27 protein-coding genes are annotated in these 26,586 nt (G+C 72.9%); 19 read left to right on the top strand and 8 right to left on the bottom strand.

Annotation, left to right across the window (positions count from 1 at the left end; all coding sequences use genetic code 11):
• The first annotated feature begins 378 nt into the window (after window positions 1-378).
• A complete protein-coding gene (locus tag IEZ00_RS20355) occupies window positions 379-744 on the top strand; it encodes a DUF2752 domain-containing protein (protein WP_229795930.1) in 366 nt (121 codons plus the stop codon).
• Here IEZ00_RS20355 and IEZ00_RS20350 read toward each other — a convergent pair.
• Entirely contained in the window at window positions 733-1,236 is a 504-nt protein-coding gene (locus tag IEZ00_RS20350) for a DUF1707 domain-containing protein (RefSeq protein WP_189224855.1), read from the bottom strand. The genes IEZ00_RS20355 and IEZ00_RS20350 overlap by 12 nt on opposite strands.
• 58 nt (window positions 1,237-1,294) lie before the next feature.
• Here IEZ00_RS20350 and xerD point away from each other — a divergent pair, with 58 nt between their 5' ends.
• The 10 genes from xerD to IEZ00_RS20300 all read left to right on the top strand — a co-directional run bounded on the left by xerD (window position 1,295) and on the right by IEZ00_RS20300 (window position 9,003).
• Entirely contained in the window at window positions 1,295-2,188 is an 894-nt protein-coding gene (gene xerD, locus IEZ00_RS20345; protein ID WP_372448490.1) for a site-specific tyrosine recombinase XerD, read from the top strand.
• A gap of 50 nt (window positions 2,189-2,238) precedes the next feature.
• The gene (locus IEZ00_RS20340; protein ID WP_189224854.1) at window positions 2,239-2,583 is read left to right on the top strand and encodes an ArsR/SmtB family transcription factor; all 345 of its coding nucleotides are present in this window, start codon (window positions 2,239-2,241) and stop codon (window positions 2,581-2,583) included.
• 99 nt (window positions 2,584-2,682) lie between these two features.
• On the top strand, window positions 2,683-3,651 hold the full coding sequence (locus tag IEZ00_RS20335; RefSeq protein WP_209621360.1) for a ParA family protein: 969 nt from the start codon (window positions 2,683-2,685) through the stop codon (window positions 3,649-3,651).
• Complete coding sequence (locus IEZ00_RS20330; RefSeq protein WP_189224853.1) at window positions 3,648-3,983, top strand: hypothetical protein; 336 nt, start codon at window positions 3,648-3,650, stop codon at window positions 3,981-3,983. The genes IEZ00_RS20335 and IEZ00_RS20330 overlap by 4 nt, the downstream gene beginning before the upstream one ends.
• Complete coding sequence (locus IEZ00_RS20325) at window positions 3,980-4,816, top strand: segregation and condensation protein A (protein WP_189224852.1); 837 nt, start codon at window positions 3,980-3,982, stop codon at window positions 4,814-4,816. The genes IEZ00_RS20330 and IEZ00_RS20325 overlap by 4 nt, the downstream gene beginning before the upstream one ends.
• Window positions 4,747-5,466 (top strand): SMC-Scp complex subunit ScpB, encoded by a 720-nt coding sequence (gene scpB, locus IEZ00_RS20320; protein ID WP_189224851.1) that lies wholly within the window; start codon window positions 4,747-4,749, stop codon window positions 5,464-5,466. The genes IEZ00_RS20325 and scpB overlap by 70 nt, the downstream gene beginning before the upstream one ends.
• Window positions 5,459-6,199, top strand: a complete 741-nt coding sequence (locus tag IEZ00_RS20315; protein WP_189224850.1) for a pseudouridine synthase — start codon at window positions 5,459-5,461, stop codon at window positions 6,197-6,199. Before scpB ends, IEZ00_RS20315 begins: the two co-directional genes overlap by 8 nt.
• 284 nt (window positions 6,200-6,483) lie before the next feature.
• On the top strand, window positions 6,484-7,251 hold the full coding sequence (locus IEZ00_RS20310) for an ABC transporter permease (protein ID WP_189224849.1): 768 nt from the start codon (window positions 6,484-6,486) through the stop codon (window positions 7,249-7,251).
• Window positions 7,248-8,057, top strand: coding sequence for an ABC transporter permease (locus IEZ00_RS20305; RefSeq protein WP_189224848.1), 810 nt, complete (start codon window positions 7,248-7,250; stop codon window positions 8,055-8,057). The genes IEZ00_RS20310 and IEZ00_RS20305 overlap by 4 nt, the downstream gene beginning before the upstream one ends.
• 1 nt (window position 8,058) lies before the next feature.
• On the top strand, window positions 8,059-9,003 hold the full coding sequence (locus IEZ00_RS20300) for an ABC transporter ATP-binding protein (protein ID WP_189224847.1): 945 nt from the start codon (window positions 8,059-8,061) through the stop codon (window positions 9,001-9,003).
• Between the two features lie 266 nt (window positions 9,004-9,269).
• On the opposite strand, the gene IEZ00_RS20295 is transcribed toward IEZ00_RS20300, so the two are convergent.
• Window positions 9,270-10,514 (bottom strand): 4-hydroxybenzoate 3-monooxygenase, encoded by a 1,245-nt coding sequence (locus tag IEZ00_RS20295; RefSeq protein WP_229795929.1) that lies wholly within the window; start codon window positions 10,512-10,514, stop codon window positions 9,270-9,272.
• 137 nt (window positions 10,515-10,651) lie between these two features.
• On the opposite strand from IEZ00_RS20295, the gene IEZ00_RS20290 reads away from it, so the two are divergent.
• From IEZ00_RS20290 to IEZ00_RS20275, 4 genes are all read left to right on the top strand, one after another.
• Window positions 10,652-11,677, top strand: a complete 1,026-nt coding sequence (locus IEZ00_RS20290; RefSeq protein ID WP_189224845.1) for an ABC transporter substrate-binding protein — start codon at window positions 10,652-10,654, stop codon at window positions 11,675-11,677.
• A gap of 260 nt (window positions 11,678-11,937) precedes the next feature.
• Window positions 11,938-15,003, top strand: coding sequence for a sensor histidine kinase (locus IEZ00_RS20285; protein WP_189224844.1), 3,066 nt, complete (start codon window positions 11,938-11,940; stop codon window positions 15,001-15,003).
• Window positions 15,000-15,422, top strand: coding sequence for a roadblock/LC7 domain-containing protein (locus IEZ00_RS20280; RefSeq protein ID WP_189224843.1), 423 nt, complete (start codon window positions 15,000-15,002; stop codon window positions 15,420-15,422). The genes IEZ00_RS20285 and IEZ00_RS20280 overlap by 4 nt, the downstream gene beginning before the upstream one ends.
• A 49-nt stretch (window positions 15,423-15,471) precedes the next feature.
• Window positions 15,472-16,053, top strand: coding sequence for a GTP-binding protein (locus IEZ00_RS20275; protein WP_189224842.1), 582 nt, complete (start codon window positions 15,472-15,474; stop codon window positions 16,051-16,053).
• A 34-nt stretch (window positions 16,054-16,087) separates the two neighbouring features.
• On the opposite strand, the gene IEZ00_RS20270 is transcribed toward IEZ00_RS20275, so the two are convergent.
• Window positions 16,088-18,064, bottom strand: a complete 1,977-nt coding sequence (locus IEZ00_RS20270; protein WP_229795928.1) for a diguanylate cyclase domain-containing protein — start codon at window positions 18,062-18,064, stop codon at window positions 16,088-16,090.
• A gap of 141 nt (window positions 18,065-18,205) precedes the next feature.
• Window positions 18,206-19,405 (bottom strand): S8 family peptidase, encoded by a 1,200-nt coding sequence (locus IEZ00_RS20265; protein ID WP_189224840.1) that lies wholly within the window; start codon window positions 19,403-19,405, stop codon window positions 18,206-18,208.
• 76 nt (window positions 19,406-19,481) lie between these two features.
• Between IEZ00_RS20265 and IEZ00_RS20260 the strand changes: the two genes are divergently transcribed.
• Complete coding sequence (locus IEZ00_RS20260; RefSeq protein ID WP_229795927.1) at window positions 19,482-22,082, top strand: CHAT domain-containing protein; 2,601 nt, start codon at window positions 19,482-19,484, stop codon at window positions 22,080-22,082.
• A gap of 44 nt (window positions 22,083-22,126) precedes the next feature.
• Here the strand turns inward: IEZ00_RS20260 and IEZ00_RS20255 are convergent, their stop codons facing one another.
• Window positions 22,127-22,480 carry a YybH family protein gene (locus tag IEZ00_RS20255; protein ID WP_229795926.1) on the bottom strand — a complete coding sequence of 118 codons (354 nt, stop codon included), beginning with the start codon at window positions 22,478-22,480 and terminating at the stop codon, window positions 22,127-22,129.
• A 54-nt stretch (window positions 22,481-22,534) separates the two neighbouring features.
• Here IEZ00_RS20255 and IEZ00_RS20250 point away from each other — a divergent pair, with 54 nt between their 5' ends.
• Together IEZ00_RS20250 and IEZ00_RS20245 are read left to right on the top strand one after the other, a co-directional pair.
• Complete coding sequence (locus IEZ00_RS20250; RefSeq protein WP_189224837.1) at window positions 22,535-22,900, top strand: winged helix-turn-helix transcriptional regulator; 366 nt, start codon at window positions 22,535-22,537, stop codon at window positions 22,898-22,900.
• 61 nt (window positions 22,901-22,961) lie between these two features.
• Window positions 22,962-23,408 carry a nucleoside deaminase gene (locus IEZ00_RS20245; RefSeq protein WP_229795925.1) on the top strand — a complete coding sequence of 149 codons (447 nt, stop codon included), beginning with the start codon at window positions 22,962-22,964 and terminating at the stop codon, window positions 23,406-23,408.
• Window positions 23,409-23,531: 123 nt separating this feature from the next.
• On the opposite strand, the gene IEZ00_RS20240 is transcribed toward IEZ00_RS20245, so the two are convergent.
• A complete protein-coding gene (locus tag IEZ00_RS20240) occupies window positions 23,532-23,888 on the bottom strand; it encodes an STAS domain-containing protein (protein ID WP_189224836.1) in 357 nt (118 codons plus the stop codon).
• A 56-nt stretch (window positions 23,889-23,944) separates the two neighbouring features.
• On the bottom strand, window positions 23,945-25,033 hold the full coding sequence (locus IEZ00_RS20235) for a carboxylate-amine ligase (protein WP_189224835.1): 1,089 nt from the start codon (window positions 25,031-25,033) through the stop codon (window positions 23,945-23,947).
• Between the two features lie 70 nt (window positions 25,034-25,103).
• On the opposite strand from IEZ00_RS20235, the gene IEZ00_RS20230 reads away from it, so the two are divergent.
• The gene (locus tag IEZ00_RS20230) at window positions 25,104-26,066 is read left to right on the top strand and encodes a DNA topoisomerase IB (protein WP_506347067.1); all 963 of its coding nucleotides are present in this window, start codon (window positions 25,104-25,106) and stop codon (window positions 26,064-26,066) included.
• A 61-nt stretch (window positions 26,067-26,127) separates the two neighbouring features.
• Here IEZ00_RS20230 and IEZ00_RS36865 read toward each other — a convergent pair.
• Window positions 26,128-26,586 (bottom strand): baeRF2 domain-containing protein (locus IEZ00_RS36865; RefSeq protein WP_444544477.1); only part of this gene is annotated, 459 nt, incomplete at its 5' end.

Below are 26,586 nucleotides of genomic sequence, written 5' to 3'. Positions count from 1 at the left end.
TGTCACCCACCTATGGGCGTGTTGGGCGTGTCGCCCCCGCGAGTCGAACGCTCAGACACCCTGAACTCAACATTCGCGCACCCCGACCCGCACTTTCGCGCCCTGACCGGCACTTCCACGGCCCTGGCCGGCGCTTCCGCGCCCCTCGGGTAGTAGTTACAGGCCTTCCCGGCCCCGTCGGGTAGTACTTGCCCACGCACCAGGGGGGCGCGCGCGGAGCGCGCGCAGCGGCGCGACCCGCCATCCTTGGCGACCTGCCGCGCGGCGAGCGCCCTCTTTGCTGGATAACCCAACCCGAACGACGAACTCAGGGGTCCTGAGCGTTCGACTCGCGATCTGGCGTGACGTGGGCGCGCACCCACCAGGCACACTGGGCGGGTGCGCGGACCACTGGCGATGGCGGCGGGGGCAGGTGCGGCCTGCGCCCTGCTGCTGGTCGTGGACCCCAACCAGCCGGGCTCGCTGCTGCCGCCCTGCCCCCTCTACGCACTGACCGGCATCCAGTGCCCCGCCTGCGGCTCCACCCGCATGGTCCACGCCCTCCTGCACGGCGACCTGGCCGCAGCCTGGCACTTCAACGCCGTGATGCTGGTCGCGGGCCTGCCGCTGCTGGCCTGGCTGTGGTGGCGCTGGTTCCGCGCTTCGCGTGCGGGGCTGCCGACGCCGCCGCTGCCGCGCCGGGTCGGCGCCCCCGTCGTCGCACTGGCCGTGGCGTGGACGTTGGCGCGCAACCTAGTCGCGTAGCTTGCGCCCCTGGGCGTCGGTCCCGCCGTTGACCAGCAGGATGATGCCGTCGATCAGCGTCCAGATCCCGCAGCCGCCGCAGGTGAGCAGCTGCGCCACGCCGATCGCGACGTCCCCGATGTAGAACCGCCCGATGCCGAACGGGGTCACCAGCTGGAGCACCCCGGCGGCGATCTTGGACTTGTCCGACAGCGGCTGCCCGGTCAGCGGGTCCACGCCGTAGGGCGTCGCGTGGTACTGCGGCACGTACCCCACCGGAGGCGGTGGGGGCGGGTAGTAGGCCGGTGGCGGGGCCAGGAACCGCGGGTGCGGCTGCGGCAGGTCGCGGAACAGCGCCGCCAGGTCCTGCGCGGTCTGCGCGGCCGCGGCGTAGCCGACCCGCTGCTCGTACTCGCCGATCTCCAGGCGGCCCGCGGCGAAGTGGTCGTTCAGTGCGCTGATCGCTTCCTCGCGCTGCTGGTTGCCGATGCGCACCCGGTGGGGTTGGGACACCGGGCAAACCTAGCCCGCCCGGCGGCGGGGTGCGGCGCGCTGTGCCAAGGTGGTCGCCGTGGTGGTGGAGGATTCGATCGCGACGTACCTGGACCACCTGGCGGTCGAGCGCGGCACGGCCCGCAACACGCTGGACTCCTACGCCCGCGACCTGCGCCGCTACGCCGAGCACCTGGCCGCGCGCGGGATCACCGACCTGGCCGGGGTCACCGAGGCGGTGGTGGCCGACTTCCTGGCCTCGCTGCGGGAGCGCGGGTTGGCCGCCTCGTCGGCGGCCCGGACCCTGGTGGCGGTGCGCGGTCTGCACCGGTTCGCCCACCGCGAGGGCGTCACCCCCGCCGACCCGGCTCGCGCCGTGCACCCGCCGACGCCGCCGCGCAGGTTGCCCAAGGCGCTGCCGGTCGACGACGTGCTGCGGCTGCTGGACACGCCGGGGGACACCCCGGCGGCGCTGCGCGACCGCGCACTGCTGGAGCTGCTGTACTCCAGCGGCGCGCGGATCTCCGAGGTGGTGGGGCTGGACGTGGACGACGTCGACGCCGCCGAGCGGACCGTGCTGCTCGACGGCAAGGGCGGCAAGCAGCGGGTGGTGCCGGTGGGCAGGCCCGCGCTGGCCGCGCTGGAGTCCTACCTGGTGCGCGCCCGGCCGTCGCTGGCCAAGCGGGCCAACCCGGCGCTGTTCCTCAACGCCCGCGGCGGCAGGCTGTCCCGGCAGACGGCCTGGCACGTGCTCAAGACCGCCGCCGAGCGGGCGGGCATCACCGCGGAGGTCTCGCCGCACACCTTGCGCCACTCCTTCGCCACGCACCTGCTGGAGGGCGGCGCGGACGTGCGGGTGGTGCAGGAGCTGCTCGGTCACGCCTCGGTGACCACCACGCAGGTCTACACCCTGGTCACGGTGAACACGCTGCGCGAGGTCTACGCGACCGCGCACCCCCGTGCGCGCCAGTAGCGGGCGGTACCGTGTGCGCACACCTGAGCGGAGCGGGAGGTGCTGCCGAGGTGCCGAGTCTTGAGGAGCCCGAGCGCTCGCGGATCGAGCTGGGCGCGGTGCTGCACGCGTTGAGCGATCCCACGCGGTTGGCCGTGGTCCGCCAGATCGAGGCGGACGGGGAGCGGCTGTGCGGGGCCCTGCTGGTGGAGGTGGCCAAGTCCACCCTGTCGCAGCACCTGCGCGTGCTGCGCGAGGCGGGCATCACCCGGACCAGGGCCTGCGGCAACCAGCGGTGGGTCTCGCTGCGCCGCGACGACCTGGACGAGCTGTTCCCCGGCCTGCTCGACGTGGTGCTGCGGGCGGCCGACCGGACCGCCGACCGGATGGGGGAGCGGACCGCCGCGGCCAGGTAGCCGGGGTGGGGAACCTGCCCCCGTACGGCGAGGCGCGTTGCTGGGTGGCGGTGGTGTGCCTAGGCTTCGCCCAGGCACAGGACTACGGATCGGGAAGCGATGTCGACACCGGAGCACGTGGGCGAGGGCGGGTACGTCCCGCCGCCCGCGCCGACCGGTGTGCCGCGCGCGTCGGTGGAGCTCAGCCTCGCGCCGCACGCCGCCCCGCTCGACGAGGACGCCACCGAGCAGGTCGCGGGCGACATCGGGCCCACCGGCAGGCCGCTGCGGTTCGTGCCGGACCCGCCGCTGGTGGCGCACCACGGGCCCGCGAAGATCCTGGCGATCTGCAACCAGAAGGGCGGGGTGGGCAAGACCACCTCGGCCATCAACCTCGGCGCGGCGCTGGCCGAGTACGGCCGCCGCGTGCTGCTGGTCGACTTCGACCCCCAGGGGGCGCTGTCGGTCGGGCTCGGGGTGCAGCCGCACCAGCTCGACCAGACCATCTACAACGTGATCATGGAGCGCAACGTCGGCGTGCAGGACGTGATCATGCGCACGCCGGTGGACGAGATGCACCTGCTGCCCAGCAACATCGACCTGTCGGCGGCGGAGATCCAGCTGGTCTCCGAGGTCGGCCGGGAGCACACGCTGGTGCGCACGCTGCGCCCGGTGATCGACCAGTACGACTACGTGCTGGTGGACTGCCAGCCCTCGCTCGGCTTGCTCACGGTCAACGCCCTCGCGGCGGCTGACGGCGTCCTCATCCCGCTGGAGTGCGAGTTCTTCAGCCTGCGCGGGGTCGCCCTGCTCATCGACACCATCGAGAAGGTCAGGGAGCGGTTGAACCCGAAGCTGGAGATCACCGGAATCCTCGCCACCATGTACGACCCGCGCACCCTGCACTCGCGCGAGGTGATGGCGCGCGTGGTGGAGGCGTTCGGCGACGTCGTGTTCGACACGGTGATCAACCGCACCGTCCGGTTCCCGGAGACGACCGTGGCGGGGGAGCCGATCACCCGGTGGGCGCCCCGCTCGGCGGGCGCCAAGGCCTACCGCGCGCTGGCGCGCGAGGTGATCGCCCGGTGACCCGACGCCCCTCGCTGCCGGGAGCTTCGGAGCTGTTCCGCCTCACCAGCCCGGCCGAAGCGACCCCCCTCGCGCCCGCGCCCGTCGCCGAACCGGAGTCGCCGCCGCAGCGGCGCGGCACCGGCAGGCAGAAGCACTCGACCAAGATCACCGTCTACGTCTCCGACGAGGAGCTGATCGGGCTGGAGCACGCCCGGCTGCAGTTGCGCGCCGAGCACGGCCTGGCGGTGGACCGGGGCCGGGTGGTGCGCGAGGCGATCGCCGTGGTGCTCGACGACCTGGAGGTCCACGGCGCCGACTCGCTGCTGGTGCGCAGGCTGCGCGAGCGGTGACCGCGCCAGCGCCCCCACCGGAGGAGCAGGTCGCGGAGGTCCCCGACGGTCGGTTCAAGGTCCGGCTGACCAACTTCGAGGGCCCCTTCGACCTGCTGCTGCAGCTGATCTCGCAGCACACCCTGGACGTCACCGAGGTGGCGCTGCACCAGGTCACCGACGACTTCATCGCCCACATCCGGGCGCTGGGCGACGGCTGGGACCTGGACGAGACCACCGAGTTCCTGGTCATCGCGGCCACCCTGCTCGACCTCAAGGCGGCGCGGCTGCTGCCGCAGGGCGACGTGGAGGACGAGGAGGACCTGGCGCTGCTGGAGGCGCGCGACCTGCTGTTCGCGCGGTTGCTGCAGTACCGGGCCTACAAGCAGGTGGCGGCGCTGTTCGGGGAGCTGGAGCAGGGCGCCTACCGGCGCTACCCGCGCTCGGTGGCGCTGGAGCGGCGCTACGAGGGCCTGCTGCCGGAGGTGATGCTGGGGGTGGACGCCCGGCGGTTCGCCGAGATCGCCGCCGCGGTGTTCCGGCCCAAGCCGCCGCCCGCGGTGTCCACCGCGCACATCCACCAGCACCGGATCTCGGTCCGCGAGCACGCCGCACTGCTGCGCGAGCGGCTGGCGGCGTGCGGCACGGCGACGTTCGCGGAGCTGGTCGCCGACTGCGCGGAGACCATCGAGGTGGTCGCGCGGTTCCTGGCGCTGCTGGAGCTGTACCGGGAGAAGTCGCTGTCGTTCGAGCAGCACGACCCGCTGGGCGAGCTGCGCGTGACGTGGGTCGGCGGGACCCTGGAGGAGGCGCGGGCGCAGGTCCGCGACGAGGAGGACGAGGAGTACGGGTGACCGAGCCTGAGCCGCGCCCCGCGCCGGAGGAGGCGGGCGCTCACGTGGCGGACGACGTGGCGGACGACGCTGCGGACGACGCTGCGGAGAGCACCGGCCTGCCCGACCTGGCCGACGACGCCGAGTTCGAGGGCGCGCTGGAGTCGGTGCTGCTGGTGGTGGACACCCCGATCGCCGAGGAGCAGCTCGCCGCGGTGTTCGAGCAGCCGGTGAAGCGGGTCACCTCGGCGCTGCACCGGCTGGCCGCCCGCTACACCGAGGCGGGCAGCGGCATCGACCTGCGTAGAATCGGAGAGGGGTGGCGGTTCTACACCAGGGACCGCTTCGCGCCATTCGTGGAGAAGTTGCTGCTCGACGGGCAGCGCGCCAAGCTCACGCGGGCCGCGCTGGAGACCCTCGCCGTGATCGCCTACCGGCAGCCCGTCACCAGGGCCCGGATCGCGGCGGTGCGCGGGGTCAACGTCGACGGCGTGATCCGCACGCTGGTCGCACGCGGGCTGATCGCCGAGACGGGCACCGACGCCGACACGGGTGGCCTCCTCTACCGCACGACCGAACTGTTCCTGGAGCGGTTGGGACTGTCGTCGCTGAACGACCTGCCCCCGATCGCCCCCCTGTTGCCCGAAGTGGATGCGATCGACGATGTCTGACCCCGGTTCTGAAGGCGTCCGGCTCCAGAAGGTGCTGGCCAAGGCGGGGATCGCCTCGCGGCGGGTGGCCGAGGAGCTGATCGAGCTCGGCCGCGTCCAGGTCGACGGCGAGGTGGTCCGCGAGCAGGGCCGCCGCATCGACCCGGAGACCGCGGTGGTCCACGTGGACGGCGTGCGCGTGGTGCTCAAGGACGACGTGATCACCCTCGTGCTGAACAAGCCGCGCGGCGTGCTGTCGACCATGCACGACGAGCAGCACCGGCCGTGCGTGGGCGACTACCTGTCCCAGCGCAAGGAGCGGCTGTTCCACGTCGGCAGGCTGGACGCGGACACCGAGGGCCTGCTGCTGCTGACCAACGACGGCGACTTGGCGCACCGGCTGATGCACCCCTCCTACGAGGTGTCCAAGACCTACCTGGCCGAAGTGCCCGGCCCCATCCCCAAGGGCCTGGGCAAGCAGTTGCGCGCGGGGGTGGAGCTGGAGGACGGCCCGGCCCGCGTCGACTCGTTCAAGCTGATCTCCTCCATGCCCGGCCGCGCCCTGGTGGAGGTGGTGCTGCACGAGGGCCGCAAGCACATCGTGCGCAGGCTGCTGGAGGCGGTGGGCCACCCGGTGCAGAGCCTGGTGCGCACGGCGGTGGGCGAGGTGCGCCTGGGCAACCAGCGCCCCGGTTCGATGCGCGTGCTCAACCGCCAGGAGGTCGGCTCGCTGTACAAGGCCGTCGGGCTGTAGCGGTCGCCGGGCGCCCGGCCGGGGCTGCCACCCCCGCCGGGCGCCACCCCGGCGCAACCGCGTGCTGCGAATGGCGTCGCCCCGGTGTCGTCCTTTCGGTCGGGCAGCGCCTACCCCGGTCGACCCGATCGGTCCGCCGAGTCCTGTGTGGACCGCCGACTTCCCTTGTCACGCCGAAGATCACCTGGCGGAGTTTTGCCGCCACGCATTGTGGCGAGCGGGTGCCACTCTCTAGATTGAGCCGGGTTGGCTCGGGTTGATCAACTGGGAAGTAGGCGTTGCGCGTGCGTGCGCTCACCCGAGGGCTGCTCGGCGCGGTCGGGTTCCTCGTTGTCTGGGAGCTGTTCGGCCGGTCGGGTCTGGTTCCCCTGGAGTACTTACCGCCGCCGTCAGTGGTGGCGGTGGAGTTGTCGAAGCTGTTGGGCGATGAGCCGTTCCTCAGGGACGTGGTGGCCACGGTGCTGGCCCTGCTCATCGCGGTGGGGCTGTCCATCGGCATCGCGGTCCCCCTGGGCCTGGTGCTGGGCAGCGTGCCCGCCGTCCGCCACGCCACCCGCGCGGTGGTGGAGTTCCTCCGCCCGATCCCCTCGGTGGCCCTGATCCCGCTGGCCATCATGGTGCTGGGCATCGGACCGGAGATGAAGATCAGCCTCGCCGTCTACGCGGCGGTGTGGCCGATCCTGTTCAACACGGTCTACGCGCTGGACGAGCTGGACCCCCTGCTCGTGGAGACCGCGCGGGCGTTCGGCGCGGGCCGCGCGCGCGTGCTGCTCTCGGTGGCGCTGCCCAGCGCGCTGCCGTTCGTGCTGACCGGTGTCCGGCTGGCCGCGACGACGGGCCTGGTCGTCCTGGTCAGCGTCGAGCTGCTGGCGGGCGGCTCGGGAGGGCTCGGGCAGTTCATCATGGAGGCCCGCAGCGGCGCGGGCCGCATGGACCTGGTCCTCGCCGGGACCGTGGTCGCGGGCGTCATCGGCTACCTGCTCAACGAGGGGCTGGAACGCGCGCAGCGCCGCTGGGTCGGCTGGGGCTCGGCCACCGGGGGGCGCTCGTGACGAGGTTGTCCGGGTTCCTCCAGCGCTGGGTGGTGTTCGCGGGCCTCGTCGTGGTCTGGGAACTGGTCACCCGCGCGGTCGACGACACGTTCCTCCCGCCCCCGTCGGAGATCGCCGCGTCGGCCCACGAGCTGTGGTTCTCCGGTCCGCTGAGCGATCTGCTGCTCACCGACACCGTGTTCGACCACGTGCTGCCCAGCGTGGGCAGGCTGCTGGCGGGCTGGGGCATCGCCGCGGTGGTCGGCGTCTCGCTGGGGGTGGCCATGGGCCGCTCGACCGCGGCCATGCAGTTCGCCGGACCGGTGCTGACGTTCCTGCGCTCGATCCCGCCGCCCACCCTGGTGCCGGTGTTCCTGCTGATCTTCAACATCGGCACGTCCATGCAGCTGGCCACGATCGTCTTCGGCGTGCTGTGGCCGATCCTGCTCAACAGCGTCGACGGCGCCCGCTCCGTCGACACCACCAAGTTCGAGACCTCGGCGGTGTTCCGCATCCCCAGGGCGCAGTGGGTGCTCGGTGTCGTGCTGCCCGCCGCGGCCCCGAAGATCTTCGCCGGGCTGCGGGTCAGCCTGTCGCTGTCCCTGGTGCTCATGGTCGTCTCCGAACTGGTGGGCACCGACAACGGGATCGGGTCGCAACTCCTCATCGCCCAGCGGGAGTTCGACTTCCCCGACATGTGGGCCGGGATCGTCCTGCTCGGCGTCCTGGGCTACGCCCTCAACACCGTGCTCCTGTCCTTCGAGCGCCGGGCGCTGGCCTGGCAGCCGAAGCGGGCGGAGCGCACCCCCGCGACGGTGGAGGATTGACATGACCGCGATGCTCGAGGTGACCGGCCTCGGTCACACCTACCAGGCGAAGGACGGGGCCCACACCGCCATCGCCGATCTGTCCTTCCGCGTGGGCGCGGGTGAGCTGGTCTGCGTGGTCGGCCCGTCCGGCTGCGGCAAGTCCACGCTGCTGCGCACCATCTCCGGCCTGATCCGCCCGAGCAAGGGCGAGATCACCTTGCACGGCGACGAGGTCCGCGGTGTGCCGGACGACCTCGCCGTGGTCTTCCAGGACTACAGCCGCTCGCTGTTCCCCTGGCTGACCGTGCAGGGCAACGTCGAGTTCCCGTTGCGGCGCGGCCTGAGCCGCGCCCAGCGCCGCACGCGGGCCGCGGAGGCCCTGGAGTGGGTGGGGCTGTCCGCCGCGGCCCGCAAGCACCCCTGGCAGCTCTCCGGCGGGATGCAGCAGCGCGTGGCCATCGCCCGCGCGTTGGCCTACCGGCCCGCGCTGCTGCTGATGGACGAGCCGTTCGCGTCGGTCGACGCGCAGACCCGGTTCGAGCTGGAGGACCTGCTGCTCAAGGTCCGCGCCGAGCACGACACCACGGTCCTGGTGGTCACCCACGACATCGACGAGAGCGTGTACCTGGGCGACCGCGTGCTGGTGCTCTCCGGTTCGCCCGCCTCCGTGGTGGCGGACCTGCGGGTCGACCTGCCCGCGCGGCGCGACCAGGTCACCACGCGCGAGTCGGAGACCTTCGTGGCGCTGCGGGCCGAGGTGGCGCGGCTGCTGAACGTGGGCAAGCCCGCCGAGGACGTCGCGGACAGGCGCCGGGTCGACGAGCACCGGGTCGACGAGCACCGGGCGGACGAGCGCCGGGCGGACGAGCACCGGGCCGCGCGGTGGGCGGAGGCCGAGCGCGCCGAGACCGAGCGGGCCGGGCTGGTCGCCGCCCACGAGCGGGACGACCTGTTCTCCCGTTAGCCGGTCCATTCCCGGACCCCCGTGGCGCCGAACCCTCCGAGGAGGTTTCCGCGCTGCGGGGGTCTTTTCGTCGTCGGGGTTCCCGGTGGTCGTCCTCGGTTGTTCAGCGGCCCGCCGCCGGGGGTGCGGCGACCGGTCGGGGAGAAATCGACCGGCGCACCGCCGATGGGTTCCGGCGCATTTTCGTGCCGGTGCCGCAATGGCGGTGCGGTGGTCTTCGGGTCATTGGCGCGTCCGGTCGGGAGAAGCGACCGGACGAGCGCGGATCACGGTCCCACGTAGTTCTGCGCGAAATACCCGGCGGAAGCTCCGGAAGCGATGAGGTGTTCCAACCGGGCTTGTCCCAGGCGGCTCAGGAACGGTTCCGGTGACCGGTGGATCATGAACACCATCCACTGCGAGAACTCCTGCGCACGCCAGACCCGGCGCAAGCACACCTCGGAGTAGCTCCGCAGCCCGCTTTCATCACCCGTTCGGTGGTATGAGATCAGGGCGTCGGCGAGCACCTCGGCGTCGTGCAGCGCGAGGTTCATGCCTTTCGCGCCCACCGGCGTGATGATGTGCGCGGCATCGCCGAGGAGGTAGAGCCTGCCGTAGCACATCGGTTCGACAACGTGGCTGCGCATGTCCAGGATGCGCTTCTCGATGATGCGCCCCTCGGTCAGCTTCCAGTCCGAGTCGCGCAGCGCCAAGCGCTTGTGCAACTCCGCCCAGACGCGATCATCGGGCCAGTTGTCCACCGTGTCGTCGGTCGGTACCTGCAGGTAATAGCGGGAAACCGTAGAACTGCGGAGCATGTGCCCGGCGAACCCGTCGGGGTGCAGCGCGTAAATCACCTTGTGCGTGGACGGCGGGGCCTCGGCGAGAATGCTCAGCCACTCGATGCCGTGCTGGTAGGTGAACTCCTGCACCGCTCCCGGCGGGATGCTGCGCCTGCTCACGCCGTGGAAGCCGTCCGCCCCGCCGAGGAACGAGCACTCGAGCCGCTCCCGGCGACCGTCGGAAGAAGTCCAGGTCAGAGCGGGTTCAGGGGTGTCGATGCCGTGCAGCTCGACGTCGGTGACGGAGAACCGGATGTCACCACCCCTGGCCAGGTAGTTGCTCAGCAGGTCCTTGACGACCTCCTGCTGCGGATACACGTAGTGCGTCTGCCCCTCGTAGAGGGACGAGTAGTCCACTTCGTGCGCTTCCCCGTTCACCCGGAATTCGCAGGCGCCGTGTCGATCCGCCTCTTGGAGCAGTCTGCCCGCCAACCCGTGATCGGCCAGCATCTGCACCGCGCGGTGTTCGATCACCCCCGCTCGCGGGCGTGTCTCGATGTACTCCCGAGTGCCGCGTTCCAGTACCACGCAGGGGATTCCCGCTTCGAGCAGGAGGTTCCCCAAGGTCAGTCCCGCCGGCCCCGCGCCGACGATCCCGACCACTCGTTGATTGCTCTGTATGGACGATTCGGGGTCTTCTTGGGTCACTGCGTTCACCTGCCTCTGGACAGCCTGTGCAAAGATGCTCACCGAAGGTAGTGGATCAAACCTTCGAGTGTCGGTCGACTGGGTTCTTGTCGTACCACTGGATCACTTTGAGTGGGCCTCCCCTGTCGTCCGTGCATCCTGCCCCCGCACTGTCGCCACTCCAACAGGAGATGTCCCCCATGACTCGAAGAGTCGGCCGCTCGGCAACCAGGCTCCTCAGCGCACTGTCCGCGGTCGCGATGCTCGCCGCGGTCTCCGGTTGCGGTCTGCTCGGTGGTTCCGAGAGCACATCAGCCGACGCCCCCTCGGGATCGGGCCAGGTCGAGAAGAGCAAGATCAAGCTGGGTCTGCTGCCCATCCTCGACGTCGCCTCGGTCCACCTCGCGATCAAGAAGAACTACTTCCGGGACGAGGGCCTGGAGGTCGAGGTCACCAACTTCCAGGGCGGCGCGGCGGCGATCCCCGGCCTGATCAAGGGCGAGATCGACATCACCTTCGGCAACTGGGTCTCGTTCTTCTCCGCCGAGGCCAACGGGGCGGCCAAGGGAGTGGACGGGCTGAAGCTGGTCTCCGACGGCTACCAGACCAAGCCGGAGATGTTCCTGATCGTCGCGGCTCCCGACGCCGCGGTGAAGTCCCCGCAGGACCTGGCGGGCAAGAAGATCGCGATCAACACCTACCGCAACATCGCCGAGCTGACCGCGCGGGCCACCCTGGAGGCCAACAACGTCGACCCGAACTCGGTGGAGTTCAAGGAAATGCCCTTCCCCGACATGGAGGCGGCGATCAAGGGCGGCAGCGTCGACGCGGCGTTCATGGTGGAGCCCTTCATCACCAGGGCCCAGCGCGCCATCGGCGCCACCACCGTGCTGGACGCGGCCTCCGGACCGACCGACGGCATCCCGATCGGCGGCTACGCCACCACCGGCAAGTTCGCCCAGGACAACCCCAAGACCATCGAGGCGTTCCAGCGCGCGATGGCCAGGGGGCAGAAGGACGCCTCCGACTCCGCCGCGGTCGTGCCGCTGCTGCAGGAGTACGCCAAGGTCGACAAGGAGACCGCGGGCCTGGTGAAGTTCGGCGAGTTCCCGACCTCGCTGGACGCCACCCGGCTGCAGCGCGTCGCCACGCTGATGCGCACCTACGGGCTGCTGGAGAAGGACTTCGACGTCAAGCCGATGATCCTCGCCGGTTCCTCGGGTTGATTCCACGCGGAGGGGGAGTCCGGGCCGGGCTCCCCCTCGGTCGTTTCCCCGCCGGGTCGACCGCGTGAAAAGACCATGAAGTGGAGTTAGCGTTCGTTTAGCGGGGTCCGCCCCGCGATGCGGGACAATGATTGATTTGCAAAGTACCGCGTTCCTCCTCCGAACGGCGGTATGAGGACCGGGGATTTTCCATCAAGATCGCCCGGGTTTGCAGTGAACTGTCGATGAATCTGGCCGGGGGGCTGGGGAGTGTGCTGACGGTGCGCGGTCACGACGACCACGCCTCCGGGGAACGACCGGAGCGAACTGAACCCGACACCGGCGCCCGCAGCGGTGCGCCCGACCAGGGGCCCGGCACCGGGACCGCCCCCGTCGACCGGGGCATCTCCCGCTGGCGGCTGCGGAACTGGCGGTTGCGCAGCAAGCTGGCGGTGGTGCTCCTGGTGCCCGCGCTGAGCACGCTGGCACTGGCGGGTCTGCGGCTCAACACCCAGCTCGACGACGTCGAGCTGTTCGGCAAGGTGCAGCGCGAGCTGCAGCTGTCCGCCCAGGCGGCGGCGGTCTCCGACGCGCTCCAGCTGGAGCGCGACGCGGCGGTGCACTACGTCGCGGGCGGCAGGCAGGGCGCCAGCGCCGAGATCGCCGCGCGGTCGAGCAAGGTCGACCTGGAAGTGGGCGAGTTCCGCGACGTCGCCGCCACGACCTCCGGCATCGACGACTCGGTGCGCGACGCCTTCCAGAAGTCCTTACAGGCGTTGGACGGCCTCAGCTCGCTGCGCAACACGACGTTGACCACGCAGTACCCCGACGTGTCGGTGGCAAGCGCTTACTCGCAGATCCTCAGCGCGCTGGCGCAGGTGCACCGCGCCACCGCCAGCAGCCTCAGCGAGCCGACGCTGACCCCGCTGTCGGGCGCGAACCTCGCGCTGTACGACGCCAAGGAGCAGTTGCAGCAGCAGAACGCGATCCTGCTGTCCACCGCCCGGCGCGGCGAGTTCGCGCCCAACCAGGTCAACGCGCTGCGCGCGGCGCAGTCCCGGCTCGACGCCGCGCTGACCGACTTCGCCAACACCGCCACCAGGGAGAACCGCCAGCTGTACCAGGACGTGGTCAGCGGCGGCGTGGTGGACGGCCGCAACCGGCTGGTCCAGCTCGCCCTGGTGCAGCAGGCCGAGCGCGGGCGGGTGTCGATCTCCGACACCGACGTCATGCGGGTGGGCGAGGAGACCGCGGCGCTGATCCGGCAGGTGTCCGACGACATCGAGCAGCAGGCCGACCGGGCCGCGGTCGCGCTGACCGAAGCCGCGCGGCAGTCCGCCTGGCGCGACGCCGCGCTGGTCGCGGTGGCGCTGCTGATCGCGTTCGGCCTCATGGCCGTGGTCGCCCGCTCCATGCTGATCCCGCTGCGGCTGCTGCGCCGCACCGCGCTGGACGTGGCCCGCAACCGCCTGCCCGAGGCGATCAAGCGCATCCGCACGCACCGCGACCCGTCCCGCGCCGCGGAGGAGTCGCTGGTGCCGGTGCCCATCCACACCACCGAGGAGGTCGGCCAGGTGGCCCGCGCCTTCGACGCGGTGCAGCGCGAGGCCATCCGCCTCGCGGTCGAGCAGGTGGCGCTGCGCGCGAACGTCAACGACATGTTCATCAACCTGTCGCGGCGCAGCCAGGCGCTGGTCGAGCGGCAGATCTCGGTGATCGACCGGCTGGAGCAGGACGAGCAGGACCCCGACCAGCTGGCCAGCCTGTTCGAGCTGGACCACCTGGCCACCCAGATGCGCCGCAACAGCGAGAACCTGCTGGTGCTCTCGGGCACCACGGTCACCCGCCGGGTCACCCGGCCGGTGCCGATCGCCGAGGTGCTCGGCGCCGCGGTGTCCGAGGTCGAGAAGTACGCCAGGGTGCAGGTCGCGCCCGCCCCGGACCTGATGGTGCAGGGCCGCGTGGTCAACGACCTCGCGCACCTGATCGCCGAGCTGCTGGACAACGCCACCGCGTTCTCCAAGCCCAGCACCAAGGTCACCGTGCGGGCCACCGAGACCCGGCGCGGCGAGGTGTCCATCCGCATCCACGACCGCGGTGTCGGGATGCAGGAGCAGGACGTCGCCGAGGCCAACCGGAAGCTCGCCGAGCCGCCCGAGGTCGACGTCTCGGTGGCTCGCGAGATGGGCCTGTACGTGGTCGGCCAGCTCGCCAAGCGGCACGACATCCGGGTGTCGCTGAGCAACAACGACGACATAGAGGGCGGTGTGACCGCTCAGGTCGTGCTGCCCGCCTCGCTGCTGCACCGCGGCCCCGAGCCGCTGCGGGCGGCCCCCGCCCCGGCCGCGCTGCCCGCCCGCCAGGCGCCCGCCGAGCTGGAGAGCAGCGGGGTCGGCGCGATCGCGGGCGTGCCCAAGTGGTCGCCGGAGATGACGCCGGTGCCGTTCCCGCAACCGGTGCCCGACCAGGCGGAGGACACCGGCGCGCCGCCGCGGGTGGAGCAGACCTCGACCGCGGACCTGTTCACCGCCACGGTCGCAGGCACCGTCCCGCCGCGCGACGGCCTGGAGCCGATCGACTACTCCTACCCGCCCGCGCGGCTGGAACCGCGGTCCGAACCCCGGCCCGAAGGCAGGCCCGGACCGCAGCGCGAACTGCGGCACGAGCGCCAGTTCGAGCCCGAGGTCCCGGTGCTCGACGAGGACGAGCCCTCGACCCAGCGCCTGCCGATCTACGAGGACGTGCTGTCGCGCTGGTTCCAGGGCGGCGGGGAGGACGAGGCCCCGGTGCGCGGCGAGCTGGCCGAGGAACCCGAGGTGCCCGCCCAGGCCACCTCGTCGGGGTCCGAGCGGACCGTGTTCGCCGACCGGGTCGACCTGGTCGGCCCGGACAGCGAGGCCGAGCCGGAACCGCGGTCCGCGCCGAGGACGTCGTCCGGGCTGCCCAAGCGGGAGCCCGCGCCCTCGCCGGTCCCGGCGTCCTCGCCGGGCTGGGGCTCGGCCGACGACGGCTGGTCCGCCGCCAACAAGCTGCTCAAGTCCACTGTGGACGACACCACCACCGCGGGTCTGCCCAAGCGCGTGCCCAAGGCGCGGCTGGTGCCCGGCTCGCTGGCCGCGCCGTCACCGCGGCACGCGGCCACTCCAGCGCAGCAGCAGCAGCAGCAGCCCGGCGCGAGCGCCGCCGTGACCGCCATCGCCGCGCCGCCGCGCCGCTCCGCGGACCGGCTCAGGCAGCGGTTCGCCACCTACCAACGAGGCGTGCAACTGGGGCGCGAGTCCGCTGACGACAGCGGGCTGCCCTGGGAGGGCCTGTCGTTCGGCAACGCAGACAAGGAGCAGAAGTGACCGCCGCGACCGAGGAACTCGAGAACTTCAGTTGGCTGGTCGACGACTTCGTCAGCCGGGTCGCGGGCGTGGCGCACGCGATCGTGGTCTCGGCGGACGGCCTGCTGCTCGCCTCATCGGAGCGGCTGCCCATCGACCGCGCCGAGCAGCTGGCCGCCGTCGCCTCGGGCCTGGTGAGCCTCAACATCGGCGCGGCGCGCTGCTTCGAGGCGGGCGGGGTCAAGCAGACCGTGGTGGAGATGGAGCGGGGCTACCTGTTCCTGATGTCCATCAGCGACGGCTCCTGCCTGGCCGTGCTGGCCGCGCCCAACTGCGACATCGGCCTCATCGGCTACGCGATGACCCGGCTGGTGGACCGGGTGGGCGTCCAGCTCACCCCGGAGATCCGCTCCCGGCTGCACGTCGCGATGCGCGGTTGAGCACCACCCCACTGCCGAGCAGCACCTCTACCAGGGAGAGCGGAACGACATGAGCGGTGGTGCTCCCGCGGGGCCGGGGACGCCCGTCATCTCCACCAAGATCGTGGTGGCGGGCGGGTTCGGTGTCGGCAAGACCACCTTCGTGGGGTCGGTGTCGGAGATCGTGCCGCTGACCACCGAGGCGGTCATGACCGAGGCCAGCGTCGGCGTGGACGACCTGTCCGGCACGCCGAACAAGACGACCACGACCGTGGCGATGGACTTCGGCCGGGTCTCGCTGGACCAAGAGCTGATCCTGTACCTGTTCGGCACGCCGGGTCAGCACCGGTTCTGGTTCATGTGGGACGACCTGGTCCGGGGCGCCATCGGGGCGGTGGTGCTGGTGGACACGCGGCGGCTGTCCGACGCGTTCGCCTCCATCGACTTCTTCGAGGACCGCGAGCTGCCGTACGTGGTGGGCGTGAACTGCTTCGACGGCCTGATGCACCACCGCGTCGAGGACGTGCGGGAGGCGCTGACCATCGACCCGGCCGTGCCGATCGTGCCGTGCGACGCGCGCAACCGGCAGTCCACCAAGCAGACGCTGATCACCCTGGTCGAGCACGCCCTGCGGCAGCCCACCTTCGCCTGACGGGACGCGCGGCTGGCGGGCGGTGCGGCGCGGATCAGCGCCGCACCACCAGATCCGCTCCCGGCACCGCTTCACCGTCGGCCACGACGAGCGCGCCGGTCTCCCGCAGCAGCGGGACCAGTTTGCTCAAGGCGTTGTGCGCCAGCGGTTCCACCGGGGCGGGGGCGAGTTCGACGCCGTGCAGGAGGTGTCGCTCCACAACGGACAGCTCGGCGAAACCACCGCCGAAGGAGTGCAGCAGGCGGCGCACGCCCATGTCCGCCAGCGCGGTCAGGTTGTCCTCCACCGCGTCGGCGTCCTCGCTCAGCGCCCGCGCGTCCAGGCTCAGCCACAACCACTGCGGCGGCAGCTCGGAAGTGCGCAGCGCGGTGCCCACCGACGCGGTCAGGTCCGGGTCGCGCGACTGGTCCACCGACAGCCGCACCACAACGGGCAGCCGCTCCACGGCGGCGAACGAGCAGGTCTCGTCCAGCAGCCACGCCCCGAGCCTGCCGCTGAGCCCCAGCTCGTCGGCGAAGCGCAGGCAGTCGCCGTGGTCGGCGACGGCCTGCCCGTGCCGCCAGCGCAACCGCGCGGCGGCGGCCACCTGCTCGTCCCCTCGGCGCACCGGCAGGTAGTCGATCGCGATGTCGCCGCCGTCCAGCGCGCCCGGCATCGCGGCGAGCAGGGCCAGCCGGGCCCGCTCGCGGGCGTCCTGGCCCGCGTCGTAGATGCCCCACTGGCCCTTGCCGCCGTTCTCCGCGCGGCGCAACGTGCTGTGCGCCTGCCGCAGCAGCGCCATCGCGTCCAGCCCGCGCGCCGAGGTGCGCACGAAACCCATGCCCGCGGACGCGCTGACCTCGTGGCCCGCCAGTGGCACCGGCTCGGCCAGCGCGCGGTCGATCGCCTCGGCCAGCGCGGAGATGCTCGGCGTGCCGGGGGAGTCCTCCAGCAGCAGCACGAACTCGTCGCCGCCGATGCGGGCCACGGTGGCCCGTTCCCCCGCCACCACGGCGGTCAGCCGCTGGGCGACCACCTTGAGCAGCTCGTCGCCGTACTCGTAGCCCAAGCCGTCGTTGACGATCGCGACGCCGTCCACGTCCAGGTAGCACAACGTGACCGAGCCCGGCCTGCTCAGCACCTGCTCCAGCTTGGGCAGGAAGCTCTGCCGGTTCGGCAACCCGGTCAGCACGTCGTGCAGCGCCTGGTGGCGCAGGTACTCCCGGAGCACCCGCTGCTCGGTGACGTCCTCCACCACCGCCACGTGGTAGCGGGGGTGCCCGTCGGAGTCGCGCACCACCGACAGCGCCACGTTCGCCCACAGCGGGTCGCCGCGGCGGGCGGTGAACTGGCGCTCGGACCTGGCCGTCTCCGCGCCGTCGAGCGCCATCCGGCTCAGGTCCGCGCGCAGCGCCGCGAGGTCCAGCGGGTCGAACACCGCCGTGGTGCCCGGCTCGTGGTCCAGCATGCCCACCAGCGCCGGGTTGACCTCCACCACCTCGCCCCGGGCGTCGAAGACCGCGATGCCGACCGCGGAGCTGGAGAACACCTGGCGGAACCGGGTCTCGCTGTCGTGCAGCTCGCGCTGCGTGTGCTCCAGGGCGGTCAGCAGCGACGCGCGGACCTCCTCCTGCTGCGAGAAGACCTGCCTGCGCAACGCGTTGGCGTAACCGGCGGCCACCGCGCCGAGGACCGCGGGCACCCGCTCCCCGTCCCGCCCGGCCAGCCGCGGCAGCGCGGAACCCAGCACCTCCAAGGTGTCCTGGAGGCTGGTCTGGCCGGTGAACCGGGCCGACACGAGCCACTCGCCCACCGGGGCCGCCCGGTCCGGCTCGAACCGCGCCGCGCTCAGCACGCCGACCAGGTGCGCCAAGCGGGCGTCGAGCTCGCGGCGCACCTCGGCGCGCGACATCGGCGCGTACGCGCCCGCCGACAGCGCGTCGGCCCAGCGCTCGACCACCTCGGGGCGTGCCGCCATCGCCGCGGGCGGCGCGCTGGTGGCGACCCGCGTCGGTTCGGGGGGCTGCGTCACAGGTGTCGGTGTCCCGGCCGGGGCGGTGGTGGATCTCCGCAATTCTTGCGGAGGGTGCATACTCGCCGTCAACCCTAGCGCCGACCGCCCGCGGGGTGCCGCTTGGCCCGCCGTGCCCCGGTGAGGTCCGCGTGACGCGGATCAGTCGATCAGGACGCCGTAGCCGGGGAAGTGCTCGGAGGCGGCGAGGAGCTTGTCCCGTGCTTGGGGCGCGGTCAGGCCCTGGGCGGTCATGGTCCCAGCGATGCGGCCGGAGACGTGCGCGGCCGCGAACGAGGTGCCCAGCCAGTAGGCCCAGTTGTCGAAGACCTCCGCCGGGGCGCCGGGAAGTTCCCAGCGGCCCTTGAGGTAGGTGGAGGTGCGGTTGCCCACCGCGCACGCCCGCACCCAGTGGCCGTGGTTGCTGTAGCACGCCGGGCCGCGGCTGCCGTCGCGCTCCTCGGCGAGCGCGGCCACCGACGTCACGCCCGGCAGCGCGGCGGGCCAGCAGGGGCGGGTGGTGCCCTGGTTGCCCGCCGAGGCCACCACGACCACGTCCTGGTCGAGCGCCGCCAGCGCCCGGCGCACCGGCTCGGAGGCCACGTCGTCCTGGGTGAAGCAGCCCGTGGAGATGTTCACGACGTGCGCCTGCCGCCCGCCGAAGGAGGCGATGGCCGCGGCGAGCATCTCCTCGTCCCCCAGCCCGGTGGGCAGCAGGGCCCGCGCGGGCTCGATCCGGGCGCCCGGCGCGGCCTGTCGCACCAAGCCCGCCACGAACGTGCCGTGCCCGCCCCCCAGGGCGAACACGTCGGCGTGGTCGTACGCGGCGTCGACCTGGTCGGGGTGGGCGGTGAAGCCGCTTCCCAGCCACACCGGGTGATCACTCGCGGCGGTGGCGGAGATGCCCGTGTCGACCACGCCCACCGCCACGCCCCGGCCGCGCGGGTCGTCCAGGGCCGGGTCGTCCAGCGGGTCCGCCACGCCGGGTGGGCGGATGGTGTGGCCGTGCATGTTGCCGCCGTGGCCGACCGTCACGTGGTGCGGCTGCACGAACGGCACCCGCTCGCTCGGCCACTGCTGCGGGTCGCGCAGCAGCCGCACGATGTCGGGAATGTCGTCGGGATTGCGCGGCAGGATCAACCGCGCCATTCCCGCGAAATCCCGTCCCCGTTCGACGGGGATCGCCTTCTGCGCGAGTTTGCGGAGGACCCGGTCGAGTTCCTCGCCGATGGTGAGCAGTTGGCCGGGGCGGTAGAGGAACTCGCGGCCCCGCTCGGCGTGCAGCCGCACGTCCTGGCTCTGCTTGATGATCAGGTCGAATGCGCTCCGGTAAAGCTCGGCTCGATCCGGCGGTTCGGTCACCACGGCCTCACAGCGGTGTCGACGGGTGAGAGTTCGATGAAGCTATCACGGCGGCACCGGTAATAAGGTGTGGAACGTGGTGCTGCTTTCCGCCGCCGCGTTGGCGGTCCGGCAACGGGGTCCGCGCGGCGCAATCGAGATGGGCCGTTCGGCGCTGGCCGAGGCACGCCGGTCGGGTAACGCGGAGGAGGCGTCGAACGCGGAGCGCGTGATCGGGTTGTCGCTGCGCGAGCTGCACGACTTCGACGGCGCGCTGCGACACCTGCGCAGTGCGATTCGCCTTGCCGAAGGAGCGGGGTTGGCGCGGACCGCGGCGCTGGCGCGGGTGGACCTGGCATTCGCGCTGTCCGACACCGGACGGCACGCGCAGGCGTTGCGGGCGATTGACGAGGCTTTGCCGGAGTTGCACGAAAGCGATGTCCCCATTGCGCGGACGCAACGCGGTTCGGTGCTGCGTTGCTTATGCCGGTACGACGAGGCGTTGCGCGAGTACAACTGGGCCGTCGAGGCGGCGCGGCGCACCGGGGACGAGCTGGGCGAGGCCCGAGCCCGTAATAATCGGGGTTTGTTGCGCGCTTGTACCGGCGGTTCGCGCGCGGCCGACGAGGATTTCGACCGGGCCGCCGCGCTGTACCGGGAGCTGGGGCTGGAGCTGGTGGTCGCGGACGTCCGGTGGAATGCGGGGATTTCCGCGTCGCGGGCGGGTGACGTGCCGCGCGCGCTGACCATGTTCGCCGAAGCCGAGCGGGAGTACCGGCGGCTGGCGGTGCCCCGGCCGCTGCTGCTGGTGAACCGGTTGGAACTGCTGGTGTCGGTGCCGCTGCTGGAGGAGGCCCGCGCGGCGGCGGACCGGGCGCTGGCCGAGCTGGCCGAGGGCAACCTGGTGCTGGGCCGCTCGGAGTCCCGCTTCCACCGGGCGCGGATCGCGCTGGCCGAGGGCGACCTGGAGTTGGCCGCGACGATGGCGGCGCTGGCGCGCGAGGACTTCCGCCGGGAGGGGCGCGAGGCGTGGGCGGCCGGTGCGCGGCACGTGCGGCTGCGCGCGGCCTACCTGAGCGGGCAGCGGACCCGGCGGCTGTGCGCGGAGCTGGAGCGGGTGGCCGCGCGGCTGGAGGAGCTGGGCTGGCGGGTGGCCGGGCTGGAGGCGCGGGTGGACGCCGCGCTGGTCGCGCGGGACCTGGGGGACCGGCGGCGGGCGGTGGCGCAGCTGGAGGTGGCGGCCCTGGCACGCCGCCGGGGCACGGCCGCGCAGCGAGCGCAGGGCTGGTACGCCGAGGCGCTGCGGCGCGGGCTGGAGGGCGACCGGCGCGGCGCGCAGTCGGCCCTGCGGCGCGGACTGGTGCTGCTGGACGAGTACCGGGTGTCGCTGGGCGCGGCCGAGCCGCGGGCGCTGAGCGGGGCGCAGGGCGAGGCACTGGCGCTGGAAGGACTGCGCGCCGCCGTCGCGAGCGGACCCGCCGCCAGCGTGCTGACCTGGGCGGAGAGCTGGCGGGCCGGTGCGCTGCGGATGACCCCCGCCCGGCCGCCGGAGGACCCCGGCCTGGCCGACGCGCTGGCTGAGCTGCGCGCGGTGACCGCCGACCTGGACGCGGCGCTGTCAGCGGGCAAGCCCACCTCGTCGCTGCGCGGGCGGCAGCTGCGGATGGAGCAGCGGGTGCGCGAGCTGACCAGGCGCACCAGCGGCGGCGCGGTGCACCGGCCCCCCTCGGTGCGCGAGCTGGCGCGGGCGCTGGGCGCGGCGGCGCTGGTGGAGTACGTCGACCACGACGGCGAGCTGCTGGCCGTGGTGGTCGCGGGCGGGCGGGCCAGCCTGCACCGGCTGGGCGCGGCGGACGCGGCGGTGCGGGAGATCCGGCTGCTGCGCTTCGGCCTGCACCGGCTGGTCACGCTGCCCGAGCACCTGGACCGCGCCCCGGTGCGGGCGGGCGCCGAGCACGCCGCGCGGCTGCTGGAGTCGCGGCTGGTGGCGCCGCTGCGGCGGCGGATCGCCGACCGGCCGCTGGTGCTGGCCCCGACCGGGCCGCTGGCGGGCCTGCCGTGGTCGGTCCTGCCCTCGTGCCGAGGACGCGCCCTGGTGGTGGCGCCCTCGGCGACGGTGTGGTTGCGCGCCGCGTCGTCGCCGTCGGCGGGGTCGGGGCGCGCCGTGCTGGTGGCCGGGCCCCGGCTGCCCGCCGCGCTGGCCGAGATCAACGCCGTCGCACCGCTGGCGGGGGAGTCCTCGGTGCTGGTGGGCGAGGCGGCCACGGTGGACGCGGTGGCGGCGGCGATGGACGGCGCGCCGCTGGCCCACGTGGTCGCGCACGGCTCGTTCCGCGCGGACAACCCGCTGTTCTCCACGCTGGAGCTGGCCGACGGGCCGTTGGCCGTCCACGACCTGCAACGCCTGCGCACCCCGCCGGAGCGGGTGGTGCTGTCGACGTGCGGGTCGTCGGTGCGGCCGGGGGACGAGCTGATGGGGTTCACCGCGGCGCTGCTGGGGCTGGGGACGCGCACGCTGGTCGCCCCGGTGGTGCCGGTGCCCGCCGACAGGACCACCCCGCTGATGGTCGACTTCCACCGGCGGCTCGGTTCGGGCGCGTCACCCGCGCAGGCGCTGGTCGCGGCGCAGGAGGCGCACTCGGCGCGGGGTGACGAGGAGTTCGCGGCCGCCGCCTGCTTCCTCTGCTTCGGCGCCTGACGCCTGCAAGTACCACCCGACCCGCCCGCCGGGGCAGCTGACCACTACCCGGCGGTGCCGAAGGGGTTGTCGACGGCGTACCGCCAGCACCCGTCCGCCCCGCGCCGGGCCACGTCGGTCGCGGTGCCCGCCACCTCGTCCCCGATGGTCCAGTCGACCAGCAGCAGCGCGACGTCACCCGCGACGTAGACGTGCCGCGGTCGCACCTCGATCGGCAGGCCCAACGCCTGGAACCGGCTGTTCGCGGCACGGGCGGGCGCTCCGGTCAGCGGCACGCCGGGCTCGGGCACGAACACCGCCCCGCTCTCGTACAGCTCGGCCACGGCGGCGGGGTCGCCGCTGTTGAACCGCTCGGCGAACACGGCGGGCAGGTCCTCGGGGCGCTCGGCGAGCCGCACCGGCAACTCCTCTCGGGCAGGATCGGCACGACCGCGACGCTAGGAGGCGCCCTCGTGACTCACCAAACGGTTGGCCTGCCCGACGACCCCCGCGCGGAGGTCGCCGAGCCCAGCCCCGCGTGCCCGGTGGAGATCACCCTGGCCGCTCTGCGCGGGCGCTGGACCACCCTGGTGGTCCGGGAGCTGCTGCGCGGCGACCGCTCGTTCAGCGACCTGCGCCGGGCGCTGCCCGCGCTGTCGGACAAGGTCCTGGCCGACCGGCTGGCGCAGCTGACCGGCGCGGGCGTGGTGGACCGGCACCGGGAACCGGGCTGGCCGCCGCGCACCCGCTACCGGCTGACCGACGCCGGACGCGGGCTCGGCCCGGTGCTCCAGGCGATGTGGGACTGGGGCGAGCGCAGGCGGAGCCTTGACGGGTAGTGGCAAACGGCCCCGTGGATCGGGCCGGGTAGTACTTGCCGACGCTCTAGGGTGGGGTGGCATGGACGTGCGGGAGATGCTCGCGGTAGCCGTCGCGGAGGCCCGGCAGGGCCTGGTCGAGGGCGGCATCCCCATCGGCGCGGCGCTGTTCGGCCCCGACGGCGACCTGCTCGGCCGCGGGCACAACCGCCGGGTCCAGGACGGCGACGCCTCCACCCACGCGGAGACCGCCGCGTTCCGCGCCGCGGGCAGGCGACCGGGCTACCGGGGCACCACCATGGTGACCACTCTCTCACCCTGCTGGTACTGCAGCGGGCTGGTGCGGCAGTTCGGGATCTCGCACGTGGTGATCGGCGAGGCCCGCACGTTCCACGGCGGCCACGACTGGCTGGCCGAGCACGGGGTGCGCATCACACTGCTGGACGACCCGGAGTGCGTGGCCATGATGACCGACTTCATCGCGGCGCGGCCCGAGCTGTGGTTCGAGGACATCGGCCAGGAGGGCTGACCCCGCGCGCGGTCCGCAGGCGCGGACGGCGGCTCGGGAGTCGGCCTGGCCCGGTGGTCCGTGCCGTCGTCGGGGGGCGGCCAGGGCGTCGTCGCCTGCTGGCCGCCGTCCCCTCGGTGCGGATCAGACCTGGGCCAGGGCGTCCTCGACCGACTCGACGATGGTGAACACCGAGCTCAGACCGGTGGCCTGGATCGGTCGCAGCGCCGAGCGGTTGGTCGCCACGAGCACCAGCCGCACACCGAGCTCCTCGGCGCGCTGCCTGCCCACCACCAGCGACTCCAGGCCCGCCGACCCCAGGAAGCGCACACCGCCGAGGTCGACGACCACGGCCCGCACCCCCTCGGACAGGTTCGCCTTGAGCGGCTTGGCCAACTCTTCCGCGCTGGTCGTGTCCAGTTCTCCGGACACGTGCAGCACCACTACGCCGTCCGCGGGCCCTTCGACCCGCACGGAAGCGAGCGTCGCGGGTTCCGGCACGCCGGTCTCCTCTCACTCTGACGCCGCCGGTGCGGCGCTCGGTCCACGGTAATACGTCAGCGGTCGTCGGCGATGGTCTCGGTCAGCACCATGTCGACGAGCTCCCGCGCGTCGGCGGCGGCGCCGAGGGCCCGGCGCTGCCGCGCGGCCCCGCTGCCGTGCCCGCGCAGCCACTCCAAGCGCGCCTCCACCTCGGCCAGCACGCCCGCGTCGCGCAGCGCGGCCGAGCCGCGCCCGACCAGCTCGGCGGCCAGCTCACGGGCCTGCACCAGGCCGCCGGTGCGCGGGTCGATGCCCAACCCGTCCACGCCGTCGCGGGCGGCCCGCCAGTACGCGCCGCGCAGCAGCACGTCGTCGACCGGCTCGGGCTCGCCCTCCTCCGCCGCGGTGCGCGCGAAGGCCCGGACGATCTCGGCGATCACCACGGCGTCGCGGCTGGTCAGCGGGATGTCGGAGACCCGGATCTCGACCGTGGGCACGTGCGCGGAGGGGCGGATGTCCCAGTAGACCATGCCGGGGTCCAGCAGCACGCCGGTGTCGACCAGCGTGGTGACCAGCCGGTCGTAGTGCTCGGCGGAGTCCAGGTGCGGCGGCGGGCCGCCCACCGGCCAGCGCGACCAGACGATCGAGCGCCAGCTCGCGTACCCGGTGTCACCGGCCTGCTCGATGGGGGAGTTGGCGCTGAGCGCGAGCAGCGTCGGAAGCCACATGCGCAGCGCGTTGGACACCCGCACGGCCGTCTCGCGGTCCGGCACGCCGACGTGGACGTGCATCCCGCACACCCCCTGGCCGCCGAGCAGCTTGCGGTGCGAGTACTGCATCCGCCGGTAGCGCGGCTCGTCGGTGTTGGGCGGCGGGCCCGCGGTGCCCAGGGGCGGGACGGCCGAGGCCATCAACCTGCACCCCGCCGCGTGTGCGGCCTTGGCCAAGTGGGTACGTCCCAAGAGGACCTGGTCGTAGAGCTCTTCGGACGTCCGGCAGACCGGGGTGGCCACCTCGATCTGGAAGGGCGTCAGCTCGCGTTGCACGTCGAGCTCGTCGCCCGCGTGCTCGGCCACCTCCTCGGCCAGCGGCACGGGGTGGCGGGTCTCGGGGTCGACGAGGAAGAACTCCTGCTCGACCCCGACGGTCCACGGCTGCGTCATGCGCAGCCCTTACCCATTCCGAGGATGGATCAATCATGCGTGTTTGCCGGGGTCTGCCCGAGGGCACCTCGTGGCGGTGAGATTGCGGCGCAGCGACCCGTCGGCCCCCGGCTGGCGCAGGCGGCGGCGCGGGCGCGGGTTCAGCTACGTCGACGCCGAGGGCGCGGTGCTGGACGACCCCGAGCAGCTGGCGCGGATCAAGGACCTGGTGATCCCGCCCGCCTGGCGTGACGTGTGGATCTGCCCGCACCCCAACGGCCACATCCAGGCGGTGGGCATCGACTCGGCAGGCCGCAAGCAGTACCTCTACCACGAGCGGTGGCGGCGGGAGCGCGACGAGGAGAAGCACGACCGGGTGCTGGCGCTGGCGCCGAAGCTGCCCGCGTTCCGCGAGCGGGTCGCGAGCGGGCTGCGGGAGAGGGACCGGGCCATGTGGGTGGCGCTGGCGCTGCTGGAGCGCGGCGTGTTCCGGGTGGGCGGGGAGACCTACGCCGAGGACAACGGCTCGCACGGGGTGGCGACGCTGCTGTGCGGGCACGTCGCGGTGCACCGGTCGGCGGTGGACTTCTGCTACCCGGCCAAGAGCGGTGTGCGGTTCACCACCACCGTGGAGGACCGGGAGCTGGCGCGCGCCGTGGCCTCGTTGCGGCGCGGGCGCGCGGCCGAGGAGCGGCTGCTGGTGGACAAGGCGGGCAACCCCGTCCGCTCCGACGACGTGAACCAGCGGTTCAAGGAGCTGGTCGGCGAGGAGTTCTCGGTCAAGGACCTGCGGACCTGGCACGCCACCGTGCTGGCCGCCGCCGCCTTCGCCTACCAGGGGCGCCCCGACTCGAAGCGGGGCCGCAAGCGCGTGGAGGCGGCGGTGATGCGGGAGGTGTCCGAGGCGCTGGGCAACACCCCCGCCGTGGCTCGCAAGTCCTATGTGGACCCTCGGGTGGTCCGGCTCTACGAGCGCGGGGTCGTGCTCAACACGCGCCGGACCGACCGCGAGTCGCTGGAATCGGCGGTGCTGCGGATGTTGCGACGGGGGTGAGGTCCCGGCCCCACACGACGGCGAGGCCGCCGGGAAGGCGGCCTCGCCGTCGTGGTGGAACTCAGGGGGTGAGGAGGGCTCCGACGTCCTCGTGCAGGCGGACGGCGCCGCCCACCAGGACGATCTCCGCGTCGTGCTCGACCGCCAGCAGCGGCAGCACCTCGTCGGCCCGACCCCCGCCGATCAGCCGGTCGCCCACCAGGGGATCGCTGAGCAGCAGCGTGGCCACCCGGCCCTCGCTCAACGCCGTGAACACCGCGTCCATGCCCTGCACGGCCCGCCCGGTCATCCGGGTGGCCTCGTCGCGGAACCGCACGACCACCGCGCGCCGCTCGTTCCGGTTGGCCCGCCCGGCGAGGTGGTGCACCGCCGGGTCGGCGGGCCCCTCCATCTCCACCACCAGCCGGTGGCACCGGCCGGGCAGCGCGACCCGCAGCGCCCGCCGCGCCGACAGCGGCCCGGACAGCACCAGCAGCTCGGCGCGCAGCCGGTCGACCAGCGCGGTGGCCTCCTGCGCCAC

Source organism: Saccharothrix coeruleofusca, from assembly GCF_014648515.1.
Taxonomy (GTDB): Bacteria; Actinomycetota; Actinomycetes; order Mycobacteriales; family Pseudonocardiaceae; genus Actinosynnema; species Actinosynnema coeruleofuscum.
The sequence above is the reverse complement of the archived record's forward strand: the minus strand, read 5'-3'. Positions and strand labels throughout refer to the sequence as shown.